Origin of the sequence: Streptomyces sp. NBC_01264 (genome assembly GCF_026340675.1) — a bacterium.
Lineage (GTDB): Bacteria > Actinomycetota > Actinomycetes > Streptomycetales > Streptomycetaceae > Streptomyces.
Map to the genome: position 1 here is coordinate 5,310,616 of NZ_JAPEOX010000001.1, position 21,338 is coordinate 5,331,953.

Genomic DNA, 21,338 nt, shown 5'->3' on the forward strand with positions numbered 1-21,338 from the left:
GGGAGGCTCGGTGGGCCGGATCGTGGACGTTCCCTGGTGGATCGGGGTGTTCCGGTGGGTGACGCTCGCCGGGGCCGGCTCTACGAGGTCGACGGACGCGGCCCGGCCCCGGTGTGGCTCGGCCCGCTCGGCGTGCTCGGGCTGATGACGGCGATCAGCGGACCGGTCCTGGGGATCCACCGGAACTTCGTGTGGTGAGCCGGGACGGGGATGAGGTCCGGGACGTGGACGCGGGTGTGGAGGCGGACGCGGGTGTGGACCCGGCACCGGCACCGGTCTCGGAGGCCGGGGGGCCGGGCTGCGGGCCGCCCGGGGAGGCGGCCGTGCGGGACGCGCTCGGCGACTGGCGGCAGGACGCGCTGCTGATCCTGCTGCTGCCGGTGCTGTGCTGGCCCGCGCTGATCGGGGCGCTGGTCACCCGCCCGGCGCCCTTGCAGGCGGTCCTGCTGGGGCTGCTGTGCCTGCCCGTGCTCGTCGCCCTCCGGGAGCTCTACGTCGCCCGGCGCGTGCGGCGGGCCCTGCGGGACCCGGAGCTGCGCTGGACCCCGTACGACGTCCGGGTGCTGCGGGGGTACGGGCTGCCGCCGCTGCTGGTCCTGAGCGGCGGCTCCGGGGGCCGCGGCCGGCGCGGGCCGTGGGTGCTGACCCTGGGGCCGTTGGGGCGGCGGGTGCTGCCGCCGCGCGCGTGGCCCCGTACCGACCCGGCCCTCCTGCAGTCGGCCCTGCCGCCGTCACCGGCGGAGTCGCAGGCCGCGGATCCGCCGCCGGAGCGGTACGTGTGGCTGGCGGGGGACCCGGGGCCCGGGGCGGTGGTGTGGGCGCCGCGCGCCCGGGAACTGGGCCGGGCGCGCAGGCTGTGGCGGCGGGGCGCGCTCAGCCGGAGGCGGCCGTCTCGATGAGGTCGCAGACCGGGCCGGGGAGGGAGGCGAGCGAGGCGTGGCTCGCGTCGAGCTCGACGGTCTTGCGGGGGTTCATGCGGGCGGCCATGCGGCGCTCGTTGTCGGGGTGGATCATGCGGTCGGCGGTGGACACCTGGTACCAGGACGGCTTCGCGCGCCAGGCCGGCGCGGTGACCGCGTCACCGAAGGTGGAGGCGAGGGGGGCCTTCTGGGTGACGGCCATGACCAGCGCTTCCTCGGGGGTGAGGTCCTGGGCGAAGCTTTCGTGGAACTTGTCCTGCCGGACCCACAGGTAGCCGTCGGAGTCGGGCGCGATGTTCTCGAACGCGGCGGGCGGCTTCTCCTGGCTGATCCCGCCGGGGCTCTCGCCGGCGTCGGGCGCGAACGCGGCGACGTAGACCAGTCCGGTGACGTTGGGCAGGTCGCCCGCCTCGGTGATGACGGCTCCGCCGTACGAGTGGCCGACGAGGAGCACCGGCCCGTCGATCTGCCGCACCATCTTGCGGGTCCGCTCGGCGTCGTCGGCGAGGGAGGTCAGCGGATTCTCGACGGCGTGCAGGTCGGTGTACCCGCGGCGGTGGAGCTCGCCGATGACCTTGGCCCAGTGGGCGGCGCCGCCCCAGAAGCCGTGGACGAGGACGATGGCGGGGGAGTCGGACATGGATCTGGTTCCGTTCCGTGCGGTGTCGGCGGATGCCCCCCGGGCCACGCTGAGCGGATGATCTACCGGCTGCCATACAGCCCGCGTGGATGTCCCTGACCGGAATCGGATGCCCTAGCCCGGCGGCAGGTTCAGGGTCGCGCGGTGGGCGCGCCAGCGGTCCATCAGGGCCAGGAGTTCCGTCTGCATGAACTCGAAGAACGCCGCCGTCTCTGCGACCCGCGCACCCGCGGGGGTGTCCGGACCGAGGCCGGCCGCGCCGTCGCGGAGGGTCTTCTCCCAGAGGGTCAGGATCTGGTCCCGGCGGGTGAAGGTCTCGTACCAGAGCTCGTTGTGCAGCACGTAGCGGTCGCGCCGCGAACCCGGCTCGCGCTCCCGGCTGACCATGTTGACCTGGGAGAGGTAGGAGACGGCTCCGGATACCGCCGCGGGGCTGATCCGCAGCGCCTCGCTCAGTTCGGCCGAGGTCATCGCGCCGCCGTCGCTGGCGAGCAGCCGGGCGAAGACGCGCGCCGCCATCCGCTGCATCCCCGCCTCGGTCAGCTGCGCGGCGAACCGCTCGACGAAGCGCGAGACCGCTTCCTCGTCGCGCCGGTCCCCCCGGTCCCGCCGGTCCCGGGGCCCCGCATCGGCCATCAGGTCTTCGTTCACTTCGTCCGCCACCCTCCCGACTTTACGTGATTCCCGACCTTCACAAAATTGTGAAAGAAGCGTACGTTCGGAACCATGACGAAGGCAATCAGCGCCGCCGGACTCCACAAGGCGTTCGGTCGCACCCACGCACTGGACGGTCTCGACCTCGCGGTCGCCACGGGCGAGGTGCACGGATTCCTCGGCCCCAACGGCGCCGGCAAGTCCACCGCGATACGGGTCCTGCTCGGTCTGCTCCGCGCCGACTCCGGCGCCGTCGCACTGCTCGGTGGTGATCCGTGGGCCGATGCCGTCGCACTGCACCGCCGCGTCGCCTACGTCCCCGGCGATGTCACCCTCTGGCGCAACCTCTCGGGCGGCGAGGTCATCGACCTCTACGGGCGCCTGCGCGGCGGCCGTGCCGGCCTCGACCGGGCGCGCCGGGCCGAGCTGATCGAGCGGTTCGAACTCGACCCGACCAAGAAGGGGCGCACGTACTCCAAGGGCAACCGGCAGAAGGTCGCCCTCGTCGCCGCCTTCGCCGCCGACGTCGAACTCCTCATCCTCGACGAGCCCACCTCCGGCCTCGACCCGCTGATGGAGGAGGTGTTCCGGAGCTGCGTCGGCGAGGCGCGGGCCGCCGGCCGCACCATCCTGCTCAGCTCGCACATCCTCAGCGAGGTCGAGACCCTCTGCGACCGGGTCAGCATCATCCGCAAGGGCCGTACGGTCGAGAGCGGCAGCCTCGCCGAACTACGCCACCTGACCCGGACGTCGATCAGCGCCGAACTCGCCGGACCGCCCGACGGACTCGCGCACCTGCCGGGCGTCCACGACGTGGAGGTGCGGGGCCCGAAGGTCCGGCTCCAGGCCGACACGGACAAGCTGGACGCCGTAGTGCGGTCGCTGGCCGCCTCGGGCGTGCGGTCCCTGACCGCGACCCCGCCGACCCTCGAAGAGCTCTTCCTGCGGCACTACGCCCGCGCCGAGGAGACGGGGGCACCGCGATGAAGCACCGTCAACTGGCCGGTACCGGAGCCCTGCTGCGCCTGGCCCTGCGGCGCGACCGCCTCATAATGCCGGTCTGGGTCCTGGCCGTGACCGCCCTGGTGCTCAGCCTGCCCGCCTCCCTCGAATCGGTGTACGCGACGCCCGGCGAACGGGCCCGCCTCCTCTCCACCATGAGCGCGAACGGTTCGCTCCGCGCCCTCTACGGCCCCGCCTTCGGCGATTCGATCGGCGCGCTCACCGCCTGGCGCGGCGGGGTCTTCGCCGGGCTGCTCGCCGGGGTCATGAGCCTGATCATCGTGATCCGGCACACCCGCGAGGAGGAGGAGACGGGCCGTCAGGAGCTCTTGTCGGCGGCGATGGTGGGACGCCGGGCCCCGCTGACGGCGGCCCTGCTGGAGGCCCTCGCCGCCAACACCCTGGTCGCCCTCCTCGTCACGGCCGGGCTCGCGGGACGGGGCGCGGGCGGAGCGCTCGCCCTCGGGCTCGGGATCGGCGCCACCGGGATGCTGTTCGCGTCGGCGGCCGCCGTCACGGCGCAGCTCACCGAGAGCGCACGGCCGGCCAAGGGGCTCGCCGGTGCGCTCCTCGGGGCGGCCTTCGTCCTGCGCGCCGCGGGAGACGCGGGCTCCGCGGACGGTGCGTCGGCGCTGACCTGGATCTCACCGCTGGGCTGGCAGGAGCACCTACGGGCCTTCGCGGCCGAACGCTGGTGGGTGCTCGCCCTGTTCGCGGTGGCCTTCGCGGTCCAGACGGCCGGGGCCTACGCGCTGGCCGGCCGCCGCGACCTCGGTATGAGCTTCCTGGCGGCCCGACCGGGCCCGGCCGAGGGGCGGCTCGGCAGCGCGGGCGCGCTGGCGTGGCGGCTGCAGCGGGGCGGGCTGCTCGGCTGGAGCCTCGGATTCCTGGCGGCCGGCGCGGTGTTCGGGGGGATGGCGGACGGAGCCACCGAGCTGGTCGGCGACAACGCGAAGACCCGGGAGATCATCGAACGGATGGGCGGCGCGGGCGGTCCGGCGGGACTCACCGACGCCTTCCTGGCGACGATGGCCGGGATGCTGGGACTGGTGGCCGCCCTCTTCATCGTGTCGGCGGTACTGCGCCTGGGCGCCGAGGAGTCGGGGCAGCGCGCGGAGCCCGTCCTGGCGCACTCGGTCGGTCGCCTGCGCTGGGCCGCCGGCCATCTGGCCGTCGCCTTCGGCGGCTCGGCGCTGATCCTGCTGCTCGGCGGGCTCGGCCTGGGCCTCGGCCATGGCGCGGGTCTCGCGCAGACCGTCGGGGGCGCCCTGGCGCAGCTGCCCGCGGTGTGGGTGATCGGGGCCGTCACGGCCCTCCTGTACGGCGTGGCCCCCGGCTATGCGCAGGCCGGCTGGGCGGTGGCCGGGGCTGCGCTGGCCCTCGGCTGGATCGGCCCCGCCCTGAACCTCCCCCGGGCGGTCCTCGACCTGTCCCCCTTCGCCCACCTGCCCCGGATCCCCGGTTCCGAGGCTCTGACCTGGGCTCCTCTGTTCACGCTGACCGCGCTGGCGGCGGCTCTCCTGGCCGCTGCCCTGACCGCCCTGCGCCGCCGGGACCTGGCGGCCTGAGCCCCGGAATTCCTTGATCCACGCCCGTCCGAAAAGTTGTCCACAGCTGTGGACAACTTTTCGGAGCGGCCTAAGAGGGGGTCACCAGCCGGGTCTCGTACGCGAACACCGCCGCCTGTGTGCGGTCCCGCAGTCCCAGCTTGACCAGGATCCGGCTCACGTGCGTCTTGATGGTGGACTCGGCGATGATCAGCCGATCCGCTATCTCCGCGTTGGACAGCCCCTGTGCGATCAGCACCAGTACCTCGGTCTCCCGCTCCGTCAGCTCCGTGACCGCCGCCGTGCCCACCTGTGTCCGGGTCTCCGACAACTTCGAGAACTCCGTGATCAGCCGCTTGGTCACGGAGGGCGCCAGCAGCGCCTCCCCGGCGGCCACCACCCTCACGCCATCGGCCAGTTGGCGGGCGGAGGCGTCCTTGAGGAGGAACCCGGACGCGCCGGCCCGCAGTGCCTGGTACACGTACTCGTCGAGGTCGAAGGTCGTCAGGACCAGCACCTTCGCGTCCGTGTCGGCGGCCACGATCTCCCGTGTGGCCTCCAGGCCGTTCATCTCCGGCATCCGGATGTCCATCAGCACCACATCCGGCTTCAGCGCCGCCACCTGGGCGATGGCCTCCCGGCCGTTCACCGCCTCCCCGGCCACTTCGATGCCGTCCATCGCGTTCAGCAGGACGGAGAAGCCCTCACGGACCATCATCTGGTCGTCGACGATGAGCACTCGGATCGTCATGCCGGGTCCTTCGCCGGGTCCGGTCGGGTGCCGGCCACGGGTATGAACACGGCCACCTCGAACCCTCCGGAGGCCAGCTCCCCGGCGGTCATCTCCCCTTCCAGCATGGCCACCCGCTCCCGCATCCCGGTGACTCCCTGCCCGGCCCCCGGCGAGGGCCGCACGTCCCCGGTGCCGGGCTCGTTGACGATGCGCAGGCCCAGTCCGCCCAGCACGTAGGAGACCTCGACCCCGGCCGCGGCGCCCGGGGCGTGCCGCAGGGTGTTGCTCAGGGCCTCCTGGATGATCCGGTAGGCCGACAGCTCCACACCCGGCGGCAGTTCGCGCACCGCGCCCGTCACCGTCTTGTCCACGCTCAGTCCGGCCTCCCGCACATTGGCCAACAGCCCGTCCAGCGAGGCCAGCGTCGGCTGCGGAGCGTCCGGTGCCTCGTAGTCGGCGGAGCGGACGACGCCCAGGACCCGGCGCAGCTCGGTCAGGGCCGCCACCGCGTTCTCCCGGATGGTGACGAACGCGGCCTCCAGCTCCGGCGGCGGGTTCTTCACCCGGTAGGGCGCGGCCTCCGCCTGGATGGCCACCACCGACATGTGGTGGGCGACCACGTCATGGAGCTCCCGCGCGATCGTGGTCCGCTCCTCCAGCAGGGTCCGCCGGTCCCGCTCGACGGCGGTGACCTCCTGCTGGGCGGTGACCTCCTGCTCCGCCTGCTTGCGGATGGTGCGGATGCTCACCGCCAGCAGGGCGATCGCCGAGGCGAAGGCCATCGGGCCGACGTTGAGGGTCTGGCCCCGGCCGAGCACGATGGATATCGAGCTGCCGAGCAGCACCGTCAGCAGCCACATCCAGCCGGCGGTCCGAGGGCTGGTGCGTATGGCCACCAGGGTCACCGTCGCCAGGTACGAAGCGAACGTGACCGGGATCCAGGGCCAGTTGGGATCCCATTGATTGGGGAGGGAGAAGAGCAGAGTGACCGCCATGGCCGCCCAGAACGCCGCCACCGGCCGGACCAGGGTCAGCACCACGGGGAGACCCGCCAGCAGTCCCATCACCAGCGAGACGGCCTGGGGCAGACCGCTCGTGACGGTGGCGAAGACCACGATGAAGAACGCCACCGTGCAGATGACCGCATGCGGCAGGTGCGCGGCCTCCGCCCGTATCCGTGACGGGAGCCGACGGGTCAGCGGACCGTCCGTGTGCATCGGACGCAGGGGCCGGTAGGCGAAGGCGTCGGTGATCAGAGCCTGGCGCAGGCTCTGAGCGAGGCCGGAGGCCAGCCGGAGCTCGGGTGTCCGGGGGGTCGCCCCGTGGGTCGTCTCGGTCATGCTCCCCACGGTAGGTGGGCCCTGGCCTGGTCCGCGTCGCCGCTGAAGGGGATTTCCCGGGGTCCCCCTCAAGTACTACCCGGGGTGCTTCAGTAGCCCGTCGGACGGATCAGGCCCGTCTCGTACGCGAACACCGCGGCCTGGGTGCGGTCCCGCAGGCCCAGCTTCACCAGGATCCGGCCCACGTGCGTCTTGACCGTCTGCTCGGCCAGGATCAGGTGCCCGGCGATCTCCGCGTTCGACATGCCCTGGGCGACCAGCGACAGGACCTCCGTCTCCCGCTCCGTCAGCTCGTCGATCCGTGCCTTCGAAGGCGCCCGCGGAGCCCCCATCCGGGAGAACTCGGTGATCAGCCGCTTGGTGATGTTCGGCGCGAGGAGCGCCTCCCCGGCGGCGATCACACGGACAGCCTCGGCCAGCTGATCCGCCGAGGCGTCCTTGAGGAGGAAGCCCGAGGCGCCGGCGCGCAGCGCCTCGTACACGTACTCGTCGAGGTCGAAGGTGGTCAGCACCAGCACCTTCACCGTGGAGCCCGGGGTGCCGGTGATCAGGGAGGTGGCCTCGATGCCGCCCATCCCGGGCATCCGGATGTCCATCAGGACCACGTCCGGGGACAGCTCCCCGACCTTGGCCACGGCCTCGGCGCCGTCGACGGCCTGCCCGACGACCTCGATGTCGGGCTGGGCGTCGAGGAGCACGGTGAAGCCCTGCCGGACCATCATCTGGTCGTCGGCGATCATCACCTTGATCGGGGCAGCAGTCATGAGTCCTTCTTCTTCGTCTCGGGGCCGGGTGCGGTCGTGCCGCCCGGGGACACGGGATCCATCGGGAGCACGGCGCTCACCTCGTACCCCCCGTCGGGGCGGGGGCCGGCGGCCAGCTCACCCCCCAGCATGCCCGCTCGCTCCCGCATCCCCAGCAGCCCGTGCCCCGCTCCCATGGTCGGCGGTGCCGGACGGGCGGGAGCCGTGTTGGCGACGCACAGGTGCACATCGCGGGGCCCGTAGGCGATGCCGACCTCCACCTGGGAACCCGGTGCGTGCCGCAGACAGTTGCTCAGCGCCTCCTGCACGATCCGGTACGCCGTCAGCTCCACGCCGGGCGACAGCGGCCGGCGGATGCCCGCGATCTCCACGGTGACCTCCAGCCCGGCCCCCCGCACGTTGTCCACGAGGCCGTCCAACTCGGCCAGCGTGGGCTGCGGATGGTGCAGATCGGCGGCCTCGTCCGGCTGCTCCGAACGCAGCACCCCCAGGACGCGGCGCAGCTCCGTCAGCGCCTCCACGGCATTGGCGCGGATCCCGGCCAGATTCTCCTTGAGCTCCTCCGACGGGTTCTCCACGAGGTAAGGGGCCACTTGCGCCTGGATGGAGATCACCGACATGTGGTGCGCGACGACGTCGTGCAGCTCACGGGCGATCCGGCTGCGCTCCTCCAGCAGGGTGCGCCGGGCGCGCTCCTCCTCGGTGAGGGTCTCCTGCTCGACGAGCTTCGTGCGGGCCAGTCGGGTGGCGCGCAGGGCGTAGCCGAGGAGGCCGGTGAAGGCGAACAGGAGGATGGCCCCCGGGGCGCTGGTACCGCTGTGCTCGGGTTTCAGGAAGCCTTCGGCCAGGCCGGTGCAGGCGACGACGAGGGTCACCGCCCCGACGGTCACCCGGGGCGGCACCCGCAGGGCCACCAGCAGCAGCACCGGGGCGAAGGCGAATATCCCCGCGGGCATCCACGGCCAGCTCTGGCCCTGGCCCACGTGGTCGTGGATCCGCGCGGCGCTCAGTCCCGCCGCGGTCAGGCCGAGCCAGTACCCGGCCATCGGCCACCGTAGGGCGATGACGATGGACCCGCCGACCAGGATCGCCAGCAACTGCCTGACGGAGCCGTGGACCCGGTAGTGGTTGCCGAGCTGCTCCGTGGTCAGGACGAAGAAGGCCACCGCCAGATAGAGCAGCACGATGTGAGGGAGCCAGGCCAGCCAGCGCGGCTTCGAGATCCTCGGGAGGGGATCGGCCTTCAGGTTCAGCAGGCCCCGGGCCACGCTCCCCAGCACGGCCGAAGCCCTGGCCGGGGCCGCGGTCGGCGCTGTCGCCGGGGTCGGGCTCGGGGGCTCACTCTGATCGTTCACGTCGTCCAGCCTAGGCACGGAGGGTCTCCTTGGCGGTGGCCGCCGGGCCGGTGACTGTGCTCTCCCAGGCCGGAGTTGGGGCGTTGCGGGCAGTGGGGGAGGTGTTCCCCCGGGTGGGGGTGGAGGAGGCGACGATCCGCGAGCGGGTGACCGGCGTCCCGGAGGATCCCGGCCGCCCCCGGGCCCGGGGGCGGCCGCCGGCCTGCTCGTAGGTGTGGAAGGCGGCCCAGCAGACCGCCAGCGCGGCCGCGAACACGGGCAGCCAGAGCAGCCGGACGGCTATCCACCGCGCGGAGTCGGGCACGGTGTGCAGGCCGGGCAGCTCGGTGGAGAACAGCAGCCCCAGGGCAGTGACGGCCATCATCGCGGTCTGGTGCCACAGGAAGATCGTCATGGCGGACAGATTCACCAGCGCCACCTTGGCCCAGGCCCGAGGCCGGCTCATCACCCGGGCCAGCGGCTCCCGCAGCAGCAGCGCCAGCCCACACTGTGCCAGGCCGAACGCGACGGCGGCCAGCGTCGGCGGGTTCAGGTTCGAGATCGTCGCTCCGGGGACGCCGACCATCGAAGCGGGGTACCCGCCCCAGAGGATCAATGCGGCCGTGGCGGCGATCCCGCCGCCCAGCAGCAGGGCGGCCGGGGTGCGCCGGGCGAAGGCGCCCCGGGACCAGGCGGCGCCCAGGGTGTAGGGCACCAGCCAGCCGGCGGCCACATTGACCCAGCCGACCCATGCGGGCCCGCCGAACCCGAAGCGCCAGACGTCGACCGAGGCCACCACGGCCAGCGGCCACAGCGGGCTCAACCGGGCGACCAGCGGGGTCGCTGCAGTGAGTGCGGCGAAGACGAGGAGGAACCACAGGGGGGACAGGACGAGCTTGAGCAGGGTCCGCACGGTGTCCGTCCCGACACCGCCGAGCAGCATGCCACCGGACGCGAGGCTCCAGAGGACCAGTACGGCCGCGACCGGCCGGAACAGCCTGCCGAGGCGCTGCCCGACCCACTGCCTATACGGGACTCCGCGGCCGCGCGCCGACTCGTACCCCTGGGCGGCGACGTGGCCGCCGACCAGGAAGAAGACGGCCAGGGTCTGGAACACCCAGGAGACCGGCGCGAGCGCGCTCATGTGGGCCAGCGGGCTGGTGGTGCCGAGTCCGCCGTCGGTGCTGGTGAGGCCGGTGACCAGCCAGTGGCCCAGCACCACGCCGAGGATGGCGAAGGCCCGGAGGGCGTCCACGGCCCGGTCCCGGTGGGCGGGAGTTCCGGCGTCGATGCGGTCCGCGAGAGCGGACCAGCGGGCGAGCGGTTCACGCACGCGCATGGGAGACCTCCGGGGCGGCGACGGCGGACGGGGCGGGAAGCGCGGTGACGGAAGAGCCGGAGGGGGAGGCGGAGGCGGAGACGGGCCCCGCGCCGGGCTGCGCCGCCGGGGAGTCGCCGAGCACGATCCCGGCCAGGCTGTTCAGGGACGCGGTGCCCGGCTTGAGGTAGTCGCTGTGGCCGCCGGAGCCCGCCGCGAAGGGCAGGGCTCCGAAGGCCGGGTCCACGGGATCGGTGCCGAAGCCGACCCCGAGGACGCGCAGGTGCGGGACGCCGGAGATCCAGTCGGCGTCGCCCCGCCCGGCCCAGACCCGGGCCCGGGTCGGCAGCTGTGCGGCGGAACCGGCGCCCGTGCCCGGACTGCCGAACAGCGCCATGTCGGTGACTTCGGAGCCGCTCCCGGTACGGGCGCAGACGACGGAGCCGTAGGAGTGGCAGAGCAGCGAGAGGTGGGCCTCCGGCGCGGCCAGCCGGGCCAGACGGGGCAGGAAGGCCCCCAGCTCGGCGGCGGCGTCGTCGGCGCGGCCGGTGGTCAGGACGGTCGGGCTGACCGTGCCGGGGGTGTCGTACCCGAGCCAGGCGACCACGGCGGAGCGGGGGTGCTCGTCCCGGAGGCGCTGCTGAAGGGCGACGGCTCCGGCACGGAACCTCTGGTAGGTGTCCAGGGTCGTGTCCGACCCGGGGACCAGGACCGCGACCCGGTCGGCGGTCTCCAGATCGCCGAACGCCTCTATCGCCCGGCCCTTGCCGCGCCCGTCGAAGACGAGGAAGCGGGCGCTGCCGCCCGCCTCCATGGCCCTGAGCTTCGCCGCGCGGCCGCCGCGGCCGGCGTCCTCGGCCGAACGGGCCGCCTCGTCGAGGTTGGCGAGGTTGGCGGCGTACCGGTCGGGGAGGGCGGCGCCCTCGCCGAGGACGGCGGGGGCCGGCGCGGGCACGTCCGGCGAAGCGGCGGCGGAGACGGGGAACACCACGGCCGCGGCGACGAGTCCGGCCAGCAGCGTGCGGCGCAGACGGCCGCCGGTGCGGCCGTCGGTACGTGCGGTGGGTCGGCGGCTCATGAGGGTCCGTTCCTTCGCTCGTGCCAGAGGGGCGGTGGTGCGTTGTTCTCTGGTCACGAAGTTAGGAATCGGGAGCCCTCGTCGGCGTCCCACTGGAGAGCCCACTTCCCAGGTAGCTCTCAGGTATGACAGGGGCTACTCAGGGGTCGAACAGGGGCAGTTGGGTACGGCGGGCGCGGGTTCAGTCGGCCGCCGTCAGGGATTCGGTGAGCGGCTCCACGAGCGGTTCGACGAAGCCGGCACGCCAGCGCGGGGCCGGGTCCTGGCCGGGGCTGGTCCAGTACTCGCGCGCGCCGGCGATCCGGCCGTCCCGTACGGTCCACAGGGAGACGGCGCGGTAGACGACGTGGTCCTGAGGTATCTCCACCTCGGTCACGACGAGATCGCCGTCCGCGAGGATCCGGAGCACCTCGACGGATCTCTCGTCCGCGTAGTCGTCATCGCTGATGACGGCGATGAAGTTGTCGCGACCGACGATGCGTTCGCTGCTCACGGGCCACTCGATCACCGCGTCCTCGGCGATCAGCAGAGCCACTCCGTCCCAGTCGCGTGCCTCGATCCGCTCCCACAGTTGTGCCACTACCTTCAACGGCTCCATGTGCCGCAGTGTGCGGGGGGACCGTGGAATGCAACAAGCTTTGCTTGCAGGCTTATTGACATCGAAATAATTAGCGTCTCCGGTACGTGAGCGGAGCGGCCGTGCTGCCGTCGAGCTCCCGCACCAGGTTTCCGTCCGGGAGCAGCCGCAGCGTGCTCCGGCCGCCCGGCGAACACGAGGGCGGCGTGCCGGAGATCACCGTGGAGGGGTCGAGCCCGACATCGGCGGTGGTGGCGGAGCGCAGCGGTGCGGTCCAGGCGCAGCTCAGTCCGGGGGCCTGGAGGGTCAGGGACATGACGGTGGAGCCGGTCGTGCCGGGGCTGAGGGTGAGCTGCCAGCTCTGAGCGCCGTTGACGGCCCGCCAGCTGCCGGCGTAGGCCTCCGGGAGTGTGGCCGGAGTGACGGAAGGGGACGGAGTGGTGCCGCTGCCCGTGCCGGGGCCCGTGCCGGCGTCCGTGCCCGGGGTGCTCGCGTCCGCGGTGCCCCGCGGGCCGGAGGAACCGGACGGGGAGGTCCCGGAGGCGATGCCGGTCGAACCGTCACCGGAGCCGTTCATGACGGTGTACACCGTGGCGCCCGCAGCCACGGCGACGACCACGGCGACGGCGACCAGCAGAGCCGTGGAGGCGGCGGGTGCCACCCGGGAGCGGGCACGGGCGGTGGGCTCGGAACCGGGGAAGGGACCGGAGCCCTGGCCGAAGCCCTGTCCGTACCCCTGGCCATAGGCGTAGCCGGACCCCGTCCCGGGCACGGGACTGAGCGTCGGTACGGGTACAGGTATGGGGACAGGTACGGGTGCGGGTACAGGTACGTGCGAGGCCGGGCCCGGTTCCGCCCCCGTGCGCTGGGCGGGCAGGGTCACGGGCTCGGCGCGGTACGGGCCCGAGTCCACCCGGTCCAGCAGGGCTATGGCGTGCTGCCCGAGCCGCGCGACGAGCGGCGCGGGCAGCCAGGCCCCCGAGGGGTCCTTGGCGGTGCTCCGGTCCGGGGCGAGCCGTTCGAGCAGCTCGGCGGGAGCGGGCCGGGCGGCCGGGTCCTTGCGCAGGCAGTCGCGTACGAGGTCACGCAGTTCGGCCGGTACGCCGGCCAGCTCGGGTTCCGCTTCGGTGACGCGCATCAGGAGTGCGGCGATGCCTCCGGGCTGCTCCGGGTCCCCGAAGGGCAGCCGGCCGGTGGCGGCGTAGGCGAGCACCGCGCCGAGGCCGAACACGTCGCAGGCGGCGGTGACGGGAGTGCCGGTGATCTGCTCGGGGGCGAGGAAGCCGGGGGAACCGAGGAGTTCGCCGGTCTGCGTGAGGGCGGGATCGGCGGTGGCTCCCAGGGCCCGGGCGATGCCGAAGTCGATGACGCGGGGGCCGTCGGCGGTGAGCAGGATGTTCCCGGGCTTCAGGTCCCGGTGGACGAGGCCGGCGCGGTGGATGTCCCGGAGGGCGTACGAGAGCCCCTCGCCCAGGGCCCGTACGGAGCCGGCCGGCAGCGGGCCGAAGTCGCGGCCGACGGCTTGGCGCAGGCTCGGCCCGGCGATGTAGGCGGTGGCCAGCCAGGGGATCTCCGCGTCGGGGTCGGCGTCGAGGACGGCGACGGTCCAGTCCCCGCCGACGAGACGGGCGGCGTCCGCTTCGCGGCGGAACCGGGTACGGAAGTCGGGGTGGGCGGCGAGGTGGGGGTGGATCAGCTTCACGGCGGCGGTACGGGTCCGGGTGGCCTGGCCGGTGGGGGCTCCGGTGCCGGTTCCGGTTCGGGCTCCCGTGGAGGTGCCGGTGCCCGGGGCGTGGTCCTCGGCGCGGCCGAGGTAGACCTGGCCCATGCCGCCGGTGCCGAGGCGGGCGAGCAGGCGGTACGGACCGATGTGCTCCGCGTCGCGCGAGTGCAGTTGTTCCATGACAGGTGCCCTCCCCCTGGGACTCGCCGGAGCCCGACAATAGTGCGGCCGGGCGCGATGCCGGTTGTGGGGGTGGCGTTGGCGCAGGCCGGCCGCGGGGCCGGGCCGCCGGGGTTTCGGGACGGATCCGATCCGGAGATTCCACCAGGCGTGCGGGCGGGACGCGCCGGGATCCCGCACCGACGGCGGCCTGCGCCGCGGGGCGCCGCCCGGGGCGGTGCACCGGACAAGGCGCGGGCGCCTTGGCACCGTGGTGGGCTGCCGCGGGGGAGGGGAGAGGCCACTGCCCGGCCGGGTGATCTTTCGGCGGTCTGGGTATCACGCCAAGGGCGATCGGCGAGCGAGGGGGTAATTCGCATGGGGGCGGCGGACGAGCAGGACCATGAGGACGGGGAAGGCTGGCTGACGAAGGCCGAAGTCCAGGAGATCTGGCCGCAGATCAGGCCGATCAGCATCACGGCCGTGGCGCGGGCCAACAGCGTACGTACCTCGGCCGCGCCCTCCCCGGACCTGACCCGCGAGCCGACCTACCACGCGGCCGACGTACGCCACGTGGCCGCGCGGATCGCCCGGGGTGAGGCAGCTGTCGCGCGCTGGCAGCGAGCCGACTCGGTCGCCGCACGCGACGACGCCACACCCGGCCCGCTGCTTCGGCGGCCCGTCGATTGGGGGCCCGAGAACGTGCCGGGGCTGATCCTGCTGGCCATCGTCGTGGGACTGATCCTCTGGGGCCTGACCGCTCCCGACAACCACGGCACAGTCACGAACTTCGTGCGCTGACTGCGCTGACTGCGCTGACTGCGCTGCCTGCGCAGACTGGGCTGACTGCGCTGGGAGCGCGCCAGGCACCTCACCGGCCATCGCCCCGCCGGGACTGCTCCCGGCCTAGGCGGCCGGGGGATCGGGCGGGAGGGCCGGCAGGGTGTCCAGGGCGGCCGACAGGCGTTCCAGGACGCGGACCGTTTCGGCGAAGCCCTCCTCGCCCAGGGCCTCCGCGAGCCGGGTGGCGAGGGTCGCGTGGCCCGGGCCGATCCTGGCCACCGCGGCGCGGCCGGCCTCCGTGGGACGCAGCAGCTTCGCTCGGCGGTGGGCCGGGTTCGGGACGTACTCCGCGAGGCCCTTGGCGGCCAGCAGATCGGCGATGCGCTGCACGCTCTGCCGGGTGATGCCCATGTCCCGGGCGATGCCGGCGACGGGCAGCGGCTCGCGCAGTACGGCCCCGAGCACCTGCCACCAGGCCGCGGTCAGTCCCGCCGGGCGGGCCAGCTCCTCCGATACGGAGAGGAACTGGCCGTTGAGCCGGAACACACCGAGGGCGGTGCGGCTCAACAGGTCCTGCCGGTTGCGCGGGGAACCGTCCCGCAGGCCCCGGCCGCGCGCCGCCGGAGCTGTGCCCGCGGGGGGTGCGGTATCGCGGGCCGCCGCGTCCCGGGCTGTGCCCCCGGCGGGAGCTTCGGCCTCGGTGTGAGCCGCCGCGGCATCGCCGGGCGGGGGGCCAGAGGAAGGGGCGGTCGCGGCATCCGCGCCGGAGCGGGCCGGGGGCTCGTCACGCATGGCTCGGTTCCGCTCCTGCTTCTGCCTCTGCTCCTGCTTCCGCCTCTGTTCCCGCTCCCGCTTCCGCCGCCATCAGGACCGGGTACGCGCTCGCGTCCGAGTCGTGGAACAGGCGGTACCAGGCGTCGAGCACGTGCGGCTCGTACACCCCCAGGCGGGCGAAGACCTCGCGGGCGAAGGCCACCGGTTCCGTGGGGCCCGCCGTGATCAGGTCGCCGTCGGTGACCGCGTCGGCCTCGACGTAGCGCTCGGCGCCGGCGTAGCCCGGCTGGCCGCCGAGGTAGAAGGGGGCCGCGCTGGTGTGCGTACGTCCGTCCAGGACTCCGGCGCGGGCCAGGCCGGCCGTGGCTCCGCAGATCGCGGCGACCGGAACGCCCGCCGCGAGGAACTCCTCGGCCTTCGCCGCGAAGGGAGCCAGCTCGTCGCCCGCGTCCCACAGCCCGGCGCCGGTCAGGATGAGCAGTGCGGACTCCTCGGGGCGCAGGTCCGCCAGGGCCAGGTCGGGCTGGATGCGGAGGCCGCCCATCGTGGTGACGGGCCGTCCGGCGGTGACGCCGACCGTGCGGACCTCGTAGCCGTGCTGCGTCAGGTGCGCGGTGGTGTGGCCCGTCTCCCAGTCGGCGTAGGTGTCGTACACCGCCACGTGGACCGTGGGGATCCCCGCGTCCGTCCCGGCCCCCATCTCCGTCCGCGCCTGAGTCTGCGCCTGCGTGTTCGTACGGGTCTCGCTCATCGTGCTCGCCTCCAGTGTCGCCTTCGCCGCTGCTGCCGTGCTTCTGCCTGCTGCCGTGCGTCTGCCTGCTGGTCCGGACTCGGACCCGGTCACCCGGGCCCCTCCGGTCACGTTCGCTATGACAGTATGCTGACATTATGACAGCTTGCTGTCAATCCCTCCCCAGACAGATTGCCGAGACCCGCCCCCCACCCGCATACACAGCGCCGATATCCCTCCCCACCTGCGCACTTCTACGGTTGCGGGCATGACCCCTCACGTCACCACGGGCGCCACCGTCAAGGCCGCCGACCGCGCTCACGTCTTCCACTCCTGGTCCGCCCAGGCCCTGATCGACCCGCTCGCCGTGGCCAAAGCCGAGGGGTCGCACTTCTGGGACTACGACGGCAAGCGCTACATCGACTTCGCCTCCCAGCTGGTCAACACCAACATCGGCCATCAGCACCCCAAGGTCGTCGCCGCCATCCAGGAGCAGGCGGCCACGCTCTGCACCCTGGCCCCCGGTTTCGCCGTCGACGTCCGCTCCGAGGCCGCACGCCTCATCGCACAGCGGACCCCCGGCGACCTCGACAAGATCTTCTTCACCAACGGCGGCGCCGAAGCCGTGGAGAACGCCGTCCGGATGGCCCGTCTGCACACGGGCCGCCAGAAGGTGATGTCCACCTACCGCTCGTACCACGGCGCCACCGCCGCCGCGATCAACCTGACCGGCGACCCGCGCCGCTGGCCCTCCGACACGGCCGCCGCGGGCGTCGTGCACTTCTGGGGGCCGTTCCTCTACCGCTCGCCCTTCCACGCCACCACCGAGGCCGAGGAGTGCGAGCGCGCCCTCACCCACCTCGCCGACACCATCGCCTTCGAAGGCCCGGCGACGATCGCCGCGATCATCCTCGAGTCGGTCCCCGGCACCGCCGGGATCATGACCCCGCCCCCCGGTTACCTGGCCGGCGTGCGCGAGCTCTGCGACCGCTACGGCATCGTCTTCATCCTGGACGAGGTCATGTCGGGGTTCGGCCGGACCGGCACGTGGTTCGCCGCCGAGCACTTCGACGTCACCCCCGACCTGATCACCTTCGCCAAGGGCGTCAACAGCGGCTACGTCCCGCTCGGCGGCGTCGCGATCTCCGGCGCGATCGCCGAGACCTTCGCCACGCGCCCCTACCCGGGCGGGCTGACCTACTCCGGTCACCCCCTCGCCTGCGCCGCCGCCGTCGCGACGATGGACGCGATGGAGGAGGAGGGCATCGTCGAGCACTCCGCCCACCTCGGCGAGAACGTGATCGGCCCGGCCCTCGCCGAGCTCGCGGAGCGTCACCCCTCGATCGGGGAGGTGCGGGGTCTGGGCACCTTCTGGGCCCTGGAACTCGTACGGAACAAGGAGACGCGCGAGCCGCTCGTCCCCTACAACGCCGCGGGCGCCGACAACGCGCCGATGGCCGAGTTCGCCGCGGCCTGCAAGGCGTCCGGGCTGTGGCCGTTCGTCAATATGAACCGCACCCACGTCGTCCCTCCGTGCAACATCACGGAAGCGGACGCGAAGGAGGGCCTCGCCCTGCTGGACGACGCGCTGACCGTCGCCGACCGGCATGTTTCGGCCTGACGGAGGCCGCATCGACGCCCGACCGGGCTTCACCGGGTTGCGCAGAGACTGATGGACGACCCCGGGACCGAGGCCGGGGGTGAGTCCCGTAGCGGCCGCAAAGAGGCGCGGAACAGGCTCCGAGCAGCCCATTCGACCCTGCGCGGGGTGCCCCGAGCGGGCCCCGCGCAGGGTCGAATGATCAAGAAGAAAGATGCGGGCCGTCCGGATAACGGGCGCTAAATCCATATAGCGGCCACAAACCGATCGGTTTCAGCCGTCCTGCCTGGCCTAAGGTGTCCGAAGCCCACAGATGGAGACGGACCCCTATGCCAGGCAGCGGCGCTGTCACCCGCAACACACTTCGCCAGCAGATCGCGGACGCGCTGCGTGACGAGGTGCTCGCGGGACGCCTGGCGGCCGGGAGCGAATTCACCGTCAAACAGATCGCCGAGCAGTACGAGGTCTCCGCGACCCCCGTCCGCGAGGCCCTCGTCGACCTCTCCGCGCAGGGCCTGCTCGACTCCGTCCAGCACCGCGGCTTCCGCGTCCGAGTCTTCACCGTGGACGATTTCCGGGGCATGATCGAGGCTCGTACGTTGATCGTGGAAGGCATCTTCCGCAGGCTCGTGGAACGCGGCACCGCCCCCGGCACCGGGGAACGGCTCGTCTCGGTGCGCCGCCGGGCGGAGGAGGCCCGGCGGGCGGCGCTGAACGGCTCGCTCGACGTGCTGGTCGGCTACGACCTGCGCTTCTGGAGGGAACTGAGCGGGCTTGTCGGCAACATCTACATCTCCGAGTTCCTGCACCGGATCCGGGTGCAGTGCTGGGTGTTCTCCGTGCCCTATCTGAAAGCGGATCCGGACCTGCGCTCCGAGCTGTGGTCCGGCCACAACGAACTGATGGACGCGGTCACCCGCGCGGACGCCGAGGAGGTACGACGCCTCGTGCACGCGTACAACCAGCACGGTCTCGACTGGGCCGCGGGCCTGAAGGCGGCGGGCGCGTGAGCGGGGAGAGCGCCGTGAGCGGCGACCGGGCGACCCGGGCCGCCGCCGGTACGCGCTGGCTCGGCACCGTCGGGCTGTCCGTCGTCATCCCGGCGCCCGTTCCGGAAGAAACGCTCACCGCGCTGCGCGAGCACCTTGACGCCCATCGCGGCACGGGTCCCGGCGCCTGGGAAGTCATCGTGGTCACCGACGGCGCCGACCTCACCGACGGCGCCGACCTCACCGACGGCGCCGACCTCACCGACGGCGCCGACCTCACCGACGCCGCCCACGTCACGGACGCCGCCGACCTCACGGACGGCGCCGCGGACCCCCGGATCCGGCTGATCCACCTGAGCGACACCAACAGCGCCGATGGCACCAGCAGCGACGGCGACACCACCAGCGCCGGCGGCACCAGCGGCAAGGGCGCAGCCCTCCGCGTCGGCGTCCTCGCCTCCACCGGCGACCGGGTGCTGCTCACCGATGCCGCGCTCAGCACCCCGCTCGACGAGCTGGCCCGCCTCGAGGAGGTCCTGGAGCCGGGCGCGGACGAAGACACACCCCCCGCCGTGGTCCTCGGCCGTTCCCGCGGCCGCCTGGTCCGCACCCTCGGCATCCCCGGCATACCGGGCTTCCGCGCCGACACCTGCGCCTTCGCCCTCTTCGACGGCGACCGCGCCCGCGCCGCCTTCGGCGCTTCCACCCTCGACGGACCGGCCATCGACGCCGAGGTCCTGCGCTGGGTCCGCCGCCAGGGCTGGCGGGTGGCGGAGGTCGAGCTCCCGGCCCGCCGACCCGCCGCCGCCCCGCGCACCCCGGCCCTGGCCAAGGCCCCGCGCCCCGACCGCCGCCGGGACCTCGGTGAGCTGCTGCGCCTCAACGCCGGCGGCCTCGCCGTCGCCTTCGCCTTCCTCGCGCTCTCCCTCTACGTCTTCCAGGGCCTGTGGCGGGACCTCGACGGCGCCTATCTCGCGGACGCGCTCCAGGACCAGAACCAGTGGGAGTGGTTCGTCGGCGTCACCACCGACAACATCACCCACCTCCGCAACCCGCTCTTCACCCTCTCCCAGGGCATGCCCGACGGCGTGAACCTCATGGCCAACGCCACGATGCTCGGCCTGAACATCCCGCTGATCCCGGTCACGCTGCTCTTCGGCGAGACCGTCACCTTCGCGCTGGTCCTCACGCTCGGCATGGCCGCCAGCGCCTGGACCTGGTACTGGCTGATCCGCCGCCGCTTCGTGCGCGGCCGCTGGGCCGCCGCCGCGGGCGGGGCGCTCGCCGCCTTCGCGCCGCCGATGGTCTCGCACGCCAACGGCCACCCGAACTTCGTCGTCCTCTTCATGATCCCGCTGATCATCGACCGGGCCCTGCGCCTGTGCGAAGGCAGGAACGTGACCCGTGACGGGGTACTGCTCGGGATCTTCGCGGCGTACCAGATCTTCATCGGCGAGGAGCCGCTGCTCATCGCCGCGCTCGGGATGCTGGTCTTCTGCCTTGCCTACCTCCTCGTGGCCCCCCGCCGTGCCCGCGCGGCCGCGCGGCCGCTGGGCGCCGGTCTGGTCATCGCGCTCGGGGTGTGCCTGCCGCTGGTGGCCGTACCGCTGTACTGGCAGTTCTTCGGCCCGCAGAGCTATCACTCGGTCCTGCACGGGGACAACGCCGGGAACAGCCCGCGCGCCCTGATCGAGTACGCCTCCCGCTCCCTCTTCGGCGACCCCGAGACGGCCGGCAAGCTCTCCCTGAACACCACCGAGCAGAACGCCTTCTACGGCTGGCCCCTGCTCGCCTTCGGCGCCGTCGTGTGCGTGTGGCTGTGGCGGAGCAGGGCGGTACGGGCCCTCGCGCTCACGGGCCTCGGCGCGCTCCTGCTGTCCCTCGGGCCGTGGGTGCCCGTACCCCGCACCGAGATCGTTCTGCCGGGCCCCTGGCGCCTGATGATCAAGCTGCCGCTCTTCGAGTCGGTGATCGAGGGGCGCGTGGCGATGGTGTGCGCGCCCGTCCTCGGCATCCTGCTCGCCCTGGCGCTCGACCGGATCCTGCGGCTGCCCGCGCGGGAGATGCGGACGCTGGGCCTGCTGGGGGCGGCGGCCGCGCTGATCCCGGTCCTGCCGCTGCCGCTGACCGTTCGGGACCGGGCGCCGGTCCCCGCCTTCATCACCTCCGGGGACTGGAAGGGCTACGTCAAGGACGGGGAGGCACTCGTTCCGGTACCGCTGCCGGACCCGGGCCAGGCGGACGCGCTGCACTGGCAGGTGGAGGCGGACTTCGGCTTCCGGCTGGCCGGCGGTTACTTCAACGGCCCGTGGGGCCCCGACCGGATCGGCATCTACGGGGCCACACCGCGGCACCTCTCGAACCTCCTGCGCGACGTCCGCTACGGCGGGCAGCCGCCCGAGGTCACCGACTCCTGGCGGCTGCAGGCCCGCCAGGACCTGGAGTACTGGAAGGCCGGCGCGGTCGTCCTGCCCTTCCAGGACCGGGACACCGAGCTGCGGAACCTGATCACCGGGCTGCTGGGCCGGGACCCGGAGAAGGTGCGCGACGTGTGGGTCTGGAGGGTCGGCCCGGGGGAGCCGTAGGCGCGGATCCGGCGCGGGTTCGCGCCAGATCAGCCTTTCAAGGTTCTGCTCACCCCTTCGCTGAGCGTGTCCGGCGCACTACGCTGGC

The 21,338-nt window shown here is 73.0% G+C and carries 20 protein-coding genes; 8 read left to right on the forward strand and 12 right to left on the reverse strand.

Annotated elements, in window-relative coordinates; translation table 11 throughout:
• The first annotated feature begins 54 nt into the window (after window positions 1-54).
• Together OG435_RS24740 and OG435_RS24745 are read left to right on the forward strand one after the other, a co-directional pair.
• A complete protein-coding gene (locus OG435_RS24740) occupies window positions 55-198 on the forward strand; it encodes a hypothetical protein (protein ID WP_266879829.1) in 144 nt (47 codons plus the stop codon).
• Window positions 195-899: a hypothetical protein gene (locus OG435_RS24745; RefSeq protein WP_266879831.1), complete on the forward strand. Its 705-nt coding sequence runs from the start codon at window positions 195-197 to the stop codon at window positions 897-899. Before OG435_RS24740 ends, OG435_RS24745 begins: the two co-directional genes overlap by 4 nt.
• On the opposite strand, the gene OG435_RS24750 is transcribed toward OG435_RS24745, so the two are convergent.
• Together OG435_RS24750 and OG435_RS24755 are read right to left on the reverse strand one after the other, a co-directional pair.
• Window positions 874-1,560: an alpha/beta hydrolase gene (locus OG435_RS24750; RefSeq protein ID WP_266879833.1), complete on the reverse strand. Its 687-nt coding sequence runs from the start codon at window positions 1,558-1,560 to the stop codon at window positions 874-876. The two genes, OG435_RS24745 and OG435_RS24750, sit on opposite strands and share 26 nt — an antisense overlap.
• A gap of 114 nt (window positions 1,561-1,674) precedes the next feature.
• Window positions 1,675-2,196, reverse strand: coding sequence for a GbsR/MarR family transcriptional regulator (locus OG435_RS24755; RefSeq protein WP_266882036.1), 522 nt, complete (start codon window positions 2,194-2,196; stop codon window positions 1,675-1,677).
• A 90-nt stretch (window positions 2,197-2,286) separates the two neighbouring features.
• Here OG435_RS24755 and OG435_RS24760 point away from each other — a divergent pair, with 90 nt between their 5' ends.
• Together OG435_RS24760 and OG435_RS24765 are read left to right on the forward strand one after the other, a co-directional pair.
• Window positions 2,287-3,201: an ABC transporter ATP-binding protein gene (locus OG435_RS24760; RefSeq protein WP_266879835.1), complete on the forward strand. Its 915-nt coding sequence runs from the start codon at window positions 2,287-2,289 to the stop codon at window positions 3,199-3,201.
• Complete coding sequence (locus OG435_RS24765) at window positions 3,198-4,784, forward strand: ABC transporter permease (RefSeq protein ID WP_266879837.1); 1,587 nt, start codon at window positions 3,198-3,200, stop codon at window positions 4,782-4,784. Before OG435_RS24760 ends, OG435_RS24765 begins: the two co-directional genes overlap by 4 nt.
• Before the next feature lie 70 nt (window positions 4,785-4,854).
• On the opposite strand, the gene OG435_RS24770 is transcribed toward OG435_RS24765, so the two are convergent.
• From OG435_RS24770 to OG435_RS24805, 8 genes are all read right to left on the reverse strand, one after another.
• Window positions 4,855-5,514 carry a response regulator gene (locus OG435_RS24770; RefSeq protein WP_266879838.1) on the reverse strand — a complete coding sequence of 220 codons (660 nt, stop codon included), beginning with the start codon at window positions 5,512-5,514 and terminating at the stop codon, window positions 4,855-4,857.
• The gene (locus OG435_RS24775; RefSeq protein WP_266879840.1) at window positions 5,511-6,836 is read right to left on the reverse strand and encodes a sensor histidine kinase; all 1,326 of its coding nucleotides are present in this window, start codon (window positions 6,834-6,836) and stop codon (window positions 5,511-5,513) included. Before OG435_RS24775 ends, OG435_RS24770 begins: the two co-directional genes overlap by 4 nt.
• 89 nt (window positions 6,837-6,925) lie before the next feature.
• Window positions 6,926-7,600: a response regulator gene (locus OG435_RS24780; RefSeq protein ID WP_266879842.1), complete on the reverse strand. Its 675-nt coding sequence runs from the start codon at window positions 7,598-7,600 to the stop codon at window positions 6,926-6,928.
• Window positions 7,597-8,955 (reverse strand): sensor histidine kinase, encoded by a 1,359-nt coding sequence (locus tag OG435_RS24785; RefSeq protein ID WP_266879844.1) that lies wholly within the window; start codon window positions 8,953-8,955, stop codon window positions 7,597-7,599. The genes OG435_RS24780 and OG435_RS24785 overlap by 4 nt, the downstream gene beginning before the upstream one ends.
• A 10-nt stretch (window positions 8,956-8,965) precedes the next feature.
• Window positions 8,966-10,273, reverse strand: a complete 1,308-nt coding sequence (locus OG435_RS24790; protein ID WP_266879846.1) for an acyltransferase family protein — start codon at window positions 10,271-10,273, stop codon at window positions 8,966-8,968.
• A complete protein-coding gene (locus OG435_RS24795) occupies window positions 10,260-11,330 on the reverse strand; it encodes an alpha/beta hydrolase (RefSeq protein WP_266879848.1) in 1,071 nt (356 codons plus the stop codon). Before OG435_RS24795 ends, OG435_RS24790 begins: the two co-directional genes overlap by 14 nt.
• A 181-nt stretch (window positions 11,331-11,511) precedes the next feature.
• Entirely contained in the window at window positions 11,512-11,928 is a 417-nt protein-coding gene (locus OG435_RS24800; RefSeq protein ID WP_266879850.1) for a nuclear transport factor 2 family protein, read from the reverse strand.
• A 70-nt stretch (window positions 11,929-11,998) separates the two neighbouring features.
• Window positions 11,999-13,810, reverse strand: coding sequence for a serine/threonine-protein kinase (locus tag OG435_RS24805; RefSeq protein ID WP_266879852.1), 1,812 nt, complete (start codon window positions 13,808-13,810; stop codon window positions 11,999-12,001).
• Between the two features lie 357 nt (window positions 13,811-14,167).
• Here OG435_RS24805 and OG435_RS24810 point away from each other — a divergent pair, with 357 nt between their 5' ends.
• Window positions 14,168-14,590, forward strand: a complete 423-nt coding sequence (locus OG435_RS24810) for a hypothetical protein (protein ID WP_266879853.1) — start codon at window positions 14,168-14,170, stop codon at window positions 14,588-14,590.
• A gap of 105 nt (window positions 14,591-14,695) precedes the next feature.
• Here the strand turns inward: OG435_RS24810 and OG435_RS24815 are convergent, their stop codons facing one another.
• Window positions 14,696-15,175 carry a MarR family winged helix-turn-helix transcriptional regulator gene (locus tag OG435_RS24815; RefSeq protein ID WP_266882038.1) on the reverse strand — a complete coding sequence of 160 codons (480 nt, stop codon included), beginning with the start codon at window positions 15,173-15,175 and terminating at the stop codon, window positions 14,696-14,698.
• 181 nt (window positions 15,176-15,356) lie between these two features.
• On the reverse strand, window positions 15,357-16,046 hold the full coding sequence (locus OG435_RS24820) for a type 1 glutamine amidotransferase family protein (protein ID WP_266882040.1): 690 nt from the start codon (window positions 16,044-16,046) through the stop codon (window positions 15,357-15,359).
• Between the two features lie 298 nt (window positions 16,047-16,344).
• Here OG435_RS24820 and OG435_RS24825 point away from each other — a divergent pair, with 298 nt between their 5' ends.
• The 3 genes from OG435_RS24825 (at window position 16,345) to OG435_RS24835 (ending at window position 21,250) form a co-directional block, all read left to right on the forward strand.
• Window positions 16,345-17,697, forward strand: a complete 1,353-nt coding sequence (locus OG435_RS24825) for an aspartate aminotransferase family protein (RefSeq protein ID WP_266879855.1) — start codon at window positions 16,345-16,347, stop codon at window positions 17,695-17,697.
• A gap of 308 nt (window positions 17,698-18,005) precedes the next feature.
• Window positions 18,006-18,686: a GntR family transcriptional regulator gene (locus OG435_RS24830; protein WP_266879857.1), complete on the forward strand. Its 681-nt coding sequence runs from the start codon at window positions 18,006-18,008 to the stop codon at window positions 18,684-18,686.
• Window positions 18,683-21,250, forward strand: coding sequence for a glycosyltransferase 87 family protein (locus OG435_RS24835; protein WP_266879859.1), 2,568 nt, complete (start codon window positions 18,683-18,685; stop codon window positions 21,248-21,250). The genes OG435_RS24830 and OG435_RS24835 overlap by 4 nt, the downstream gene beginning before the upstream one ends.
• The last annotated feature ends 88 nt before the right edge of the window (window positions 21,251-21,338 follow it).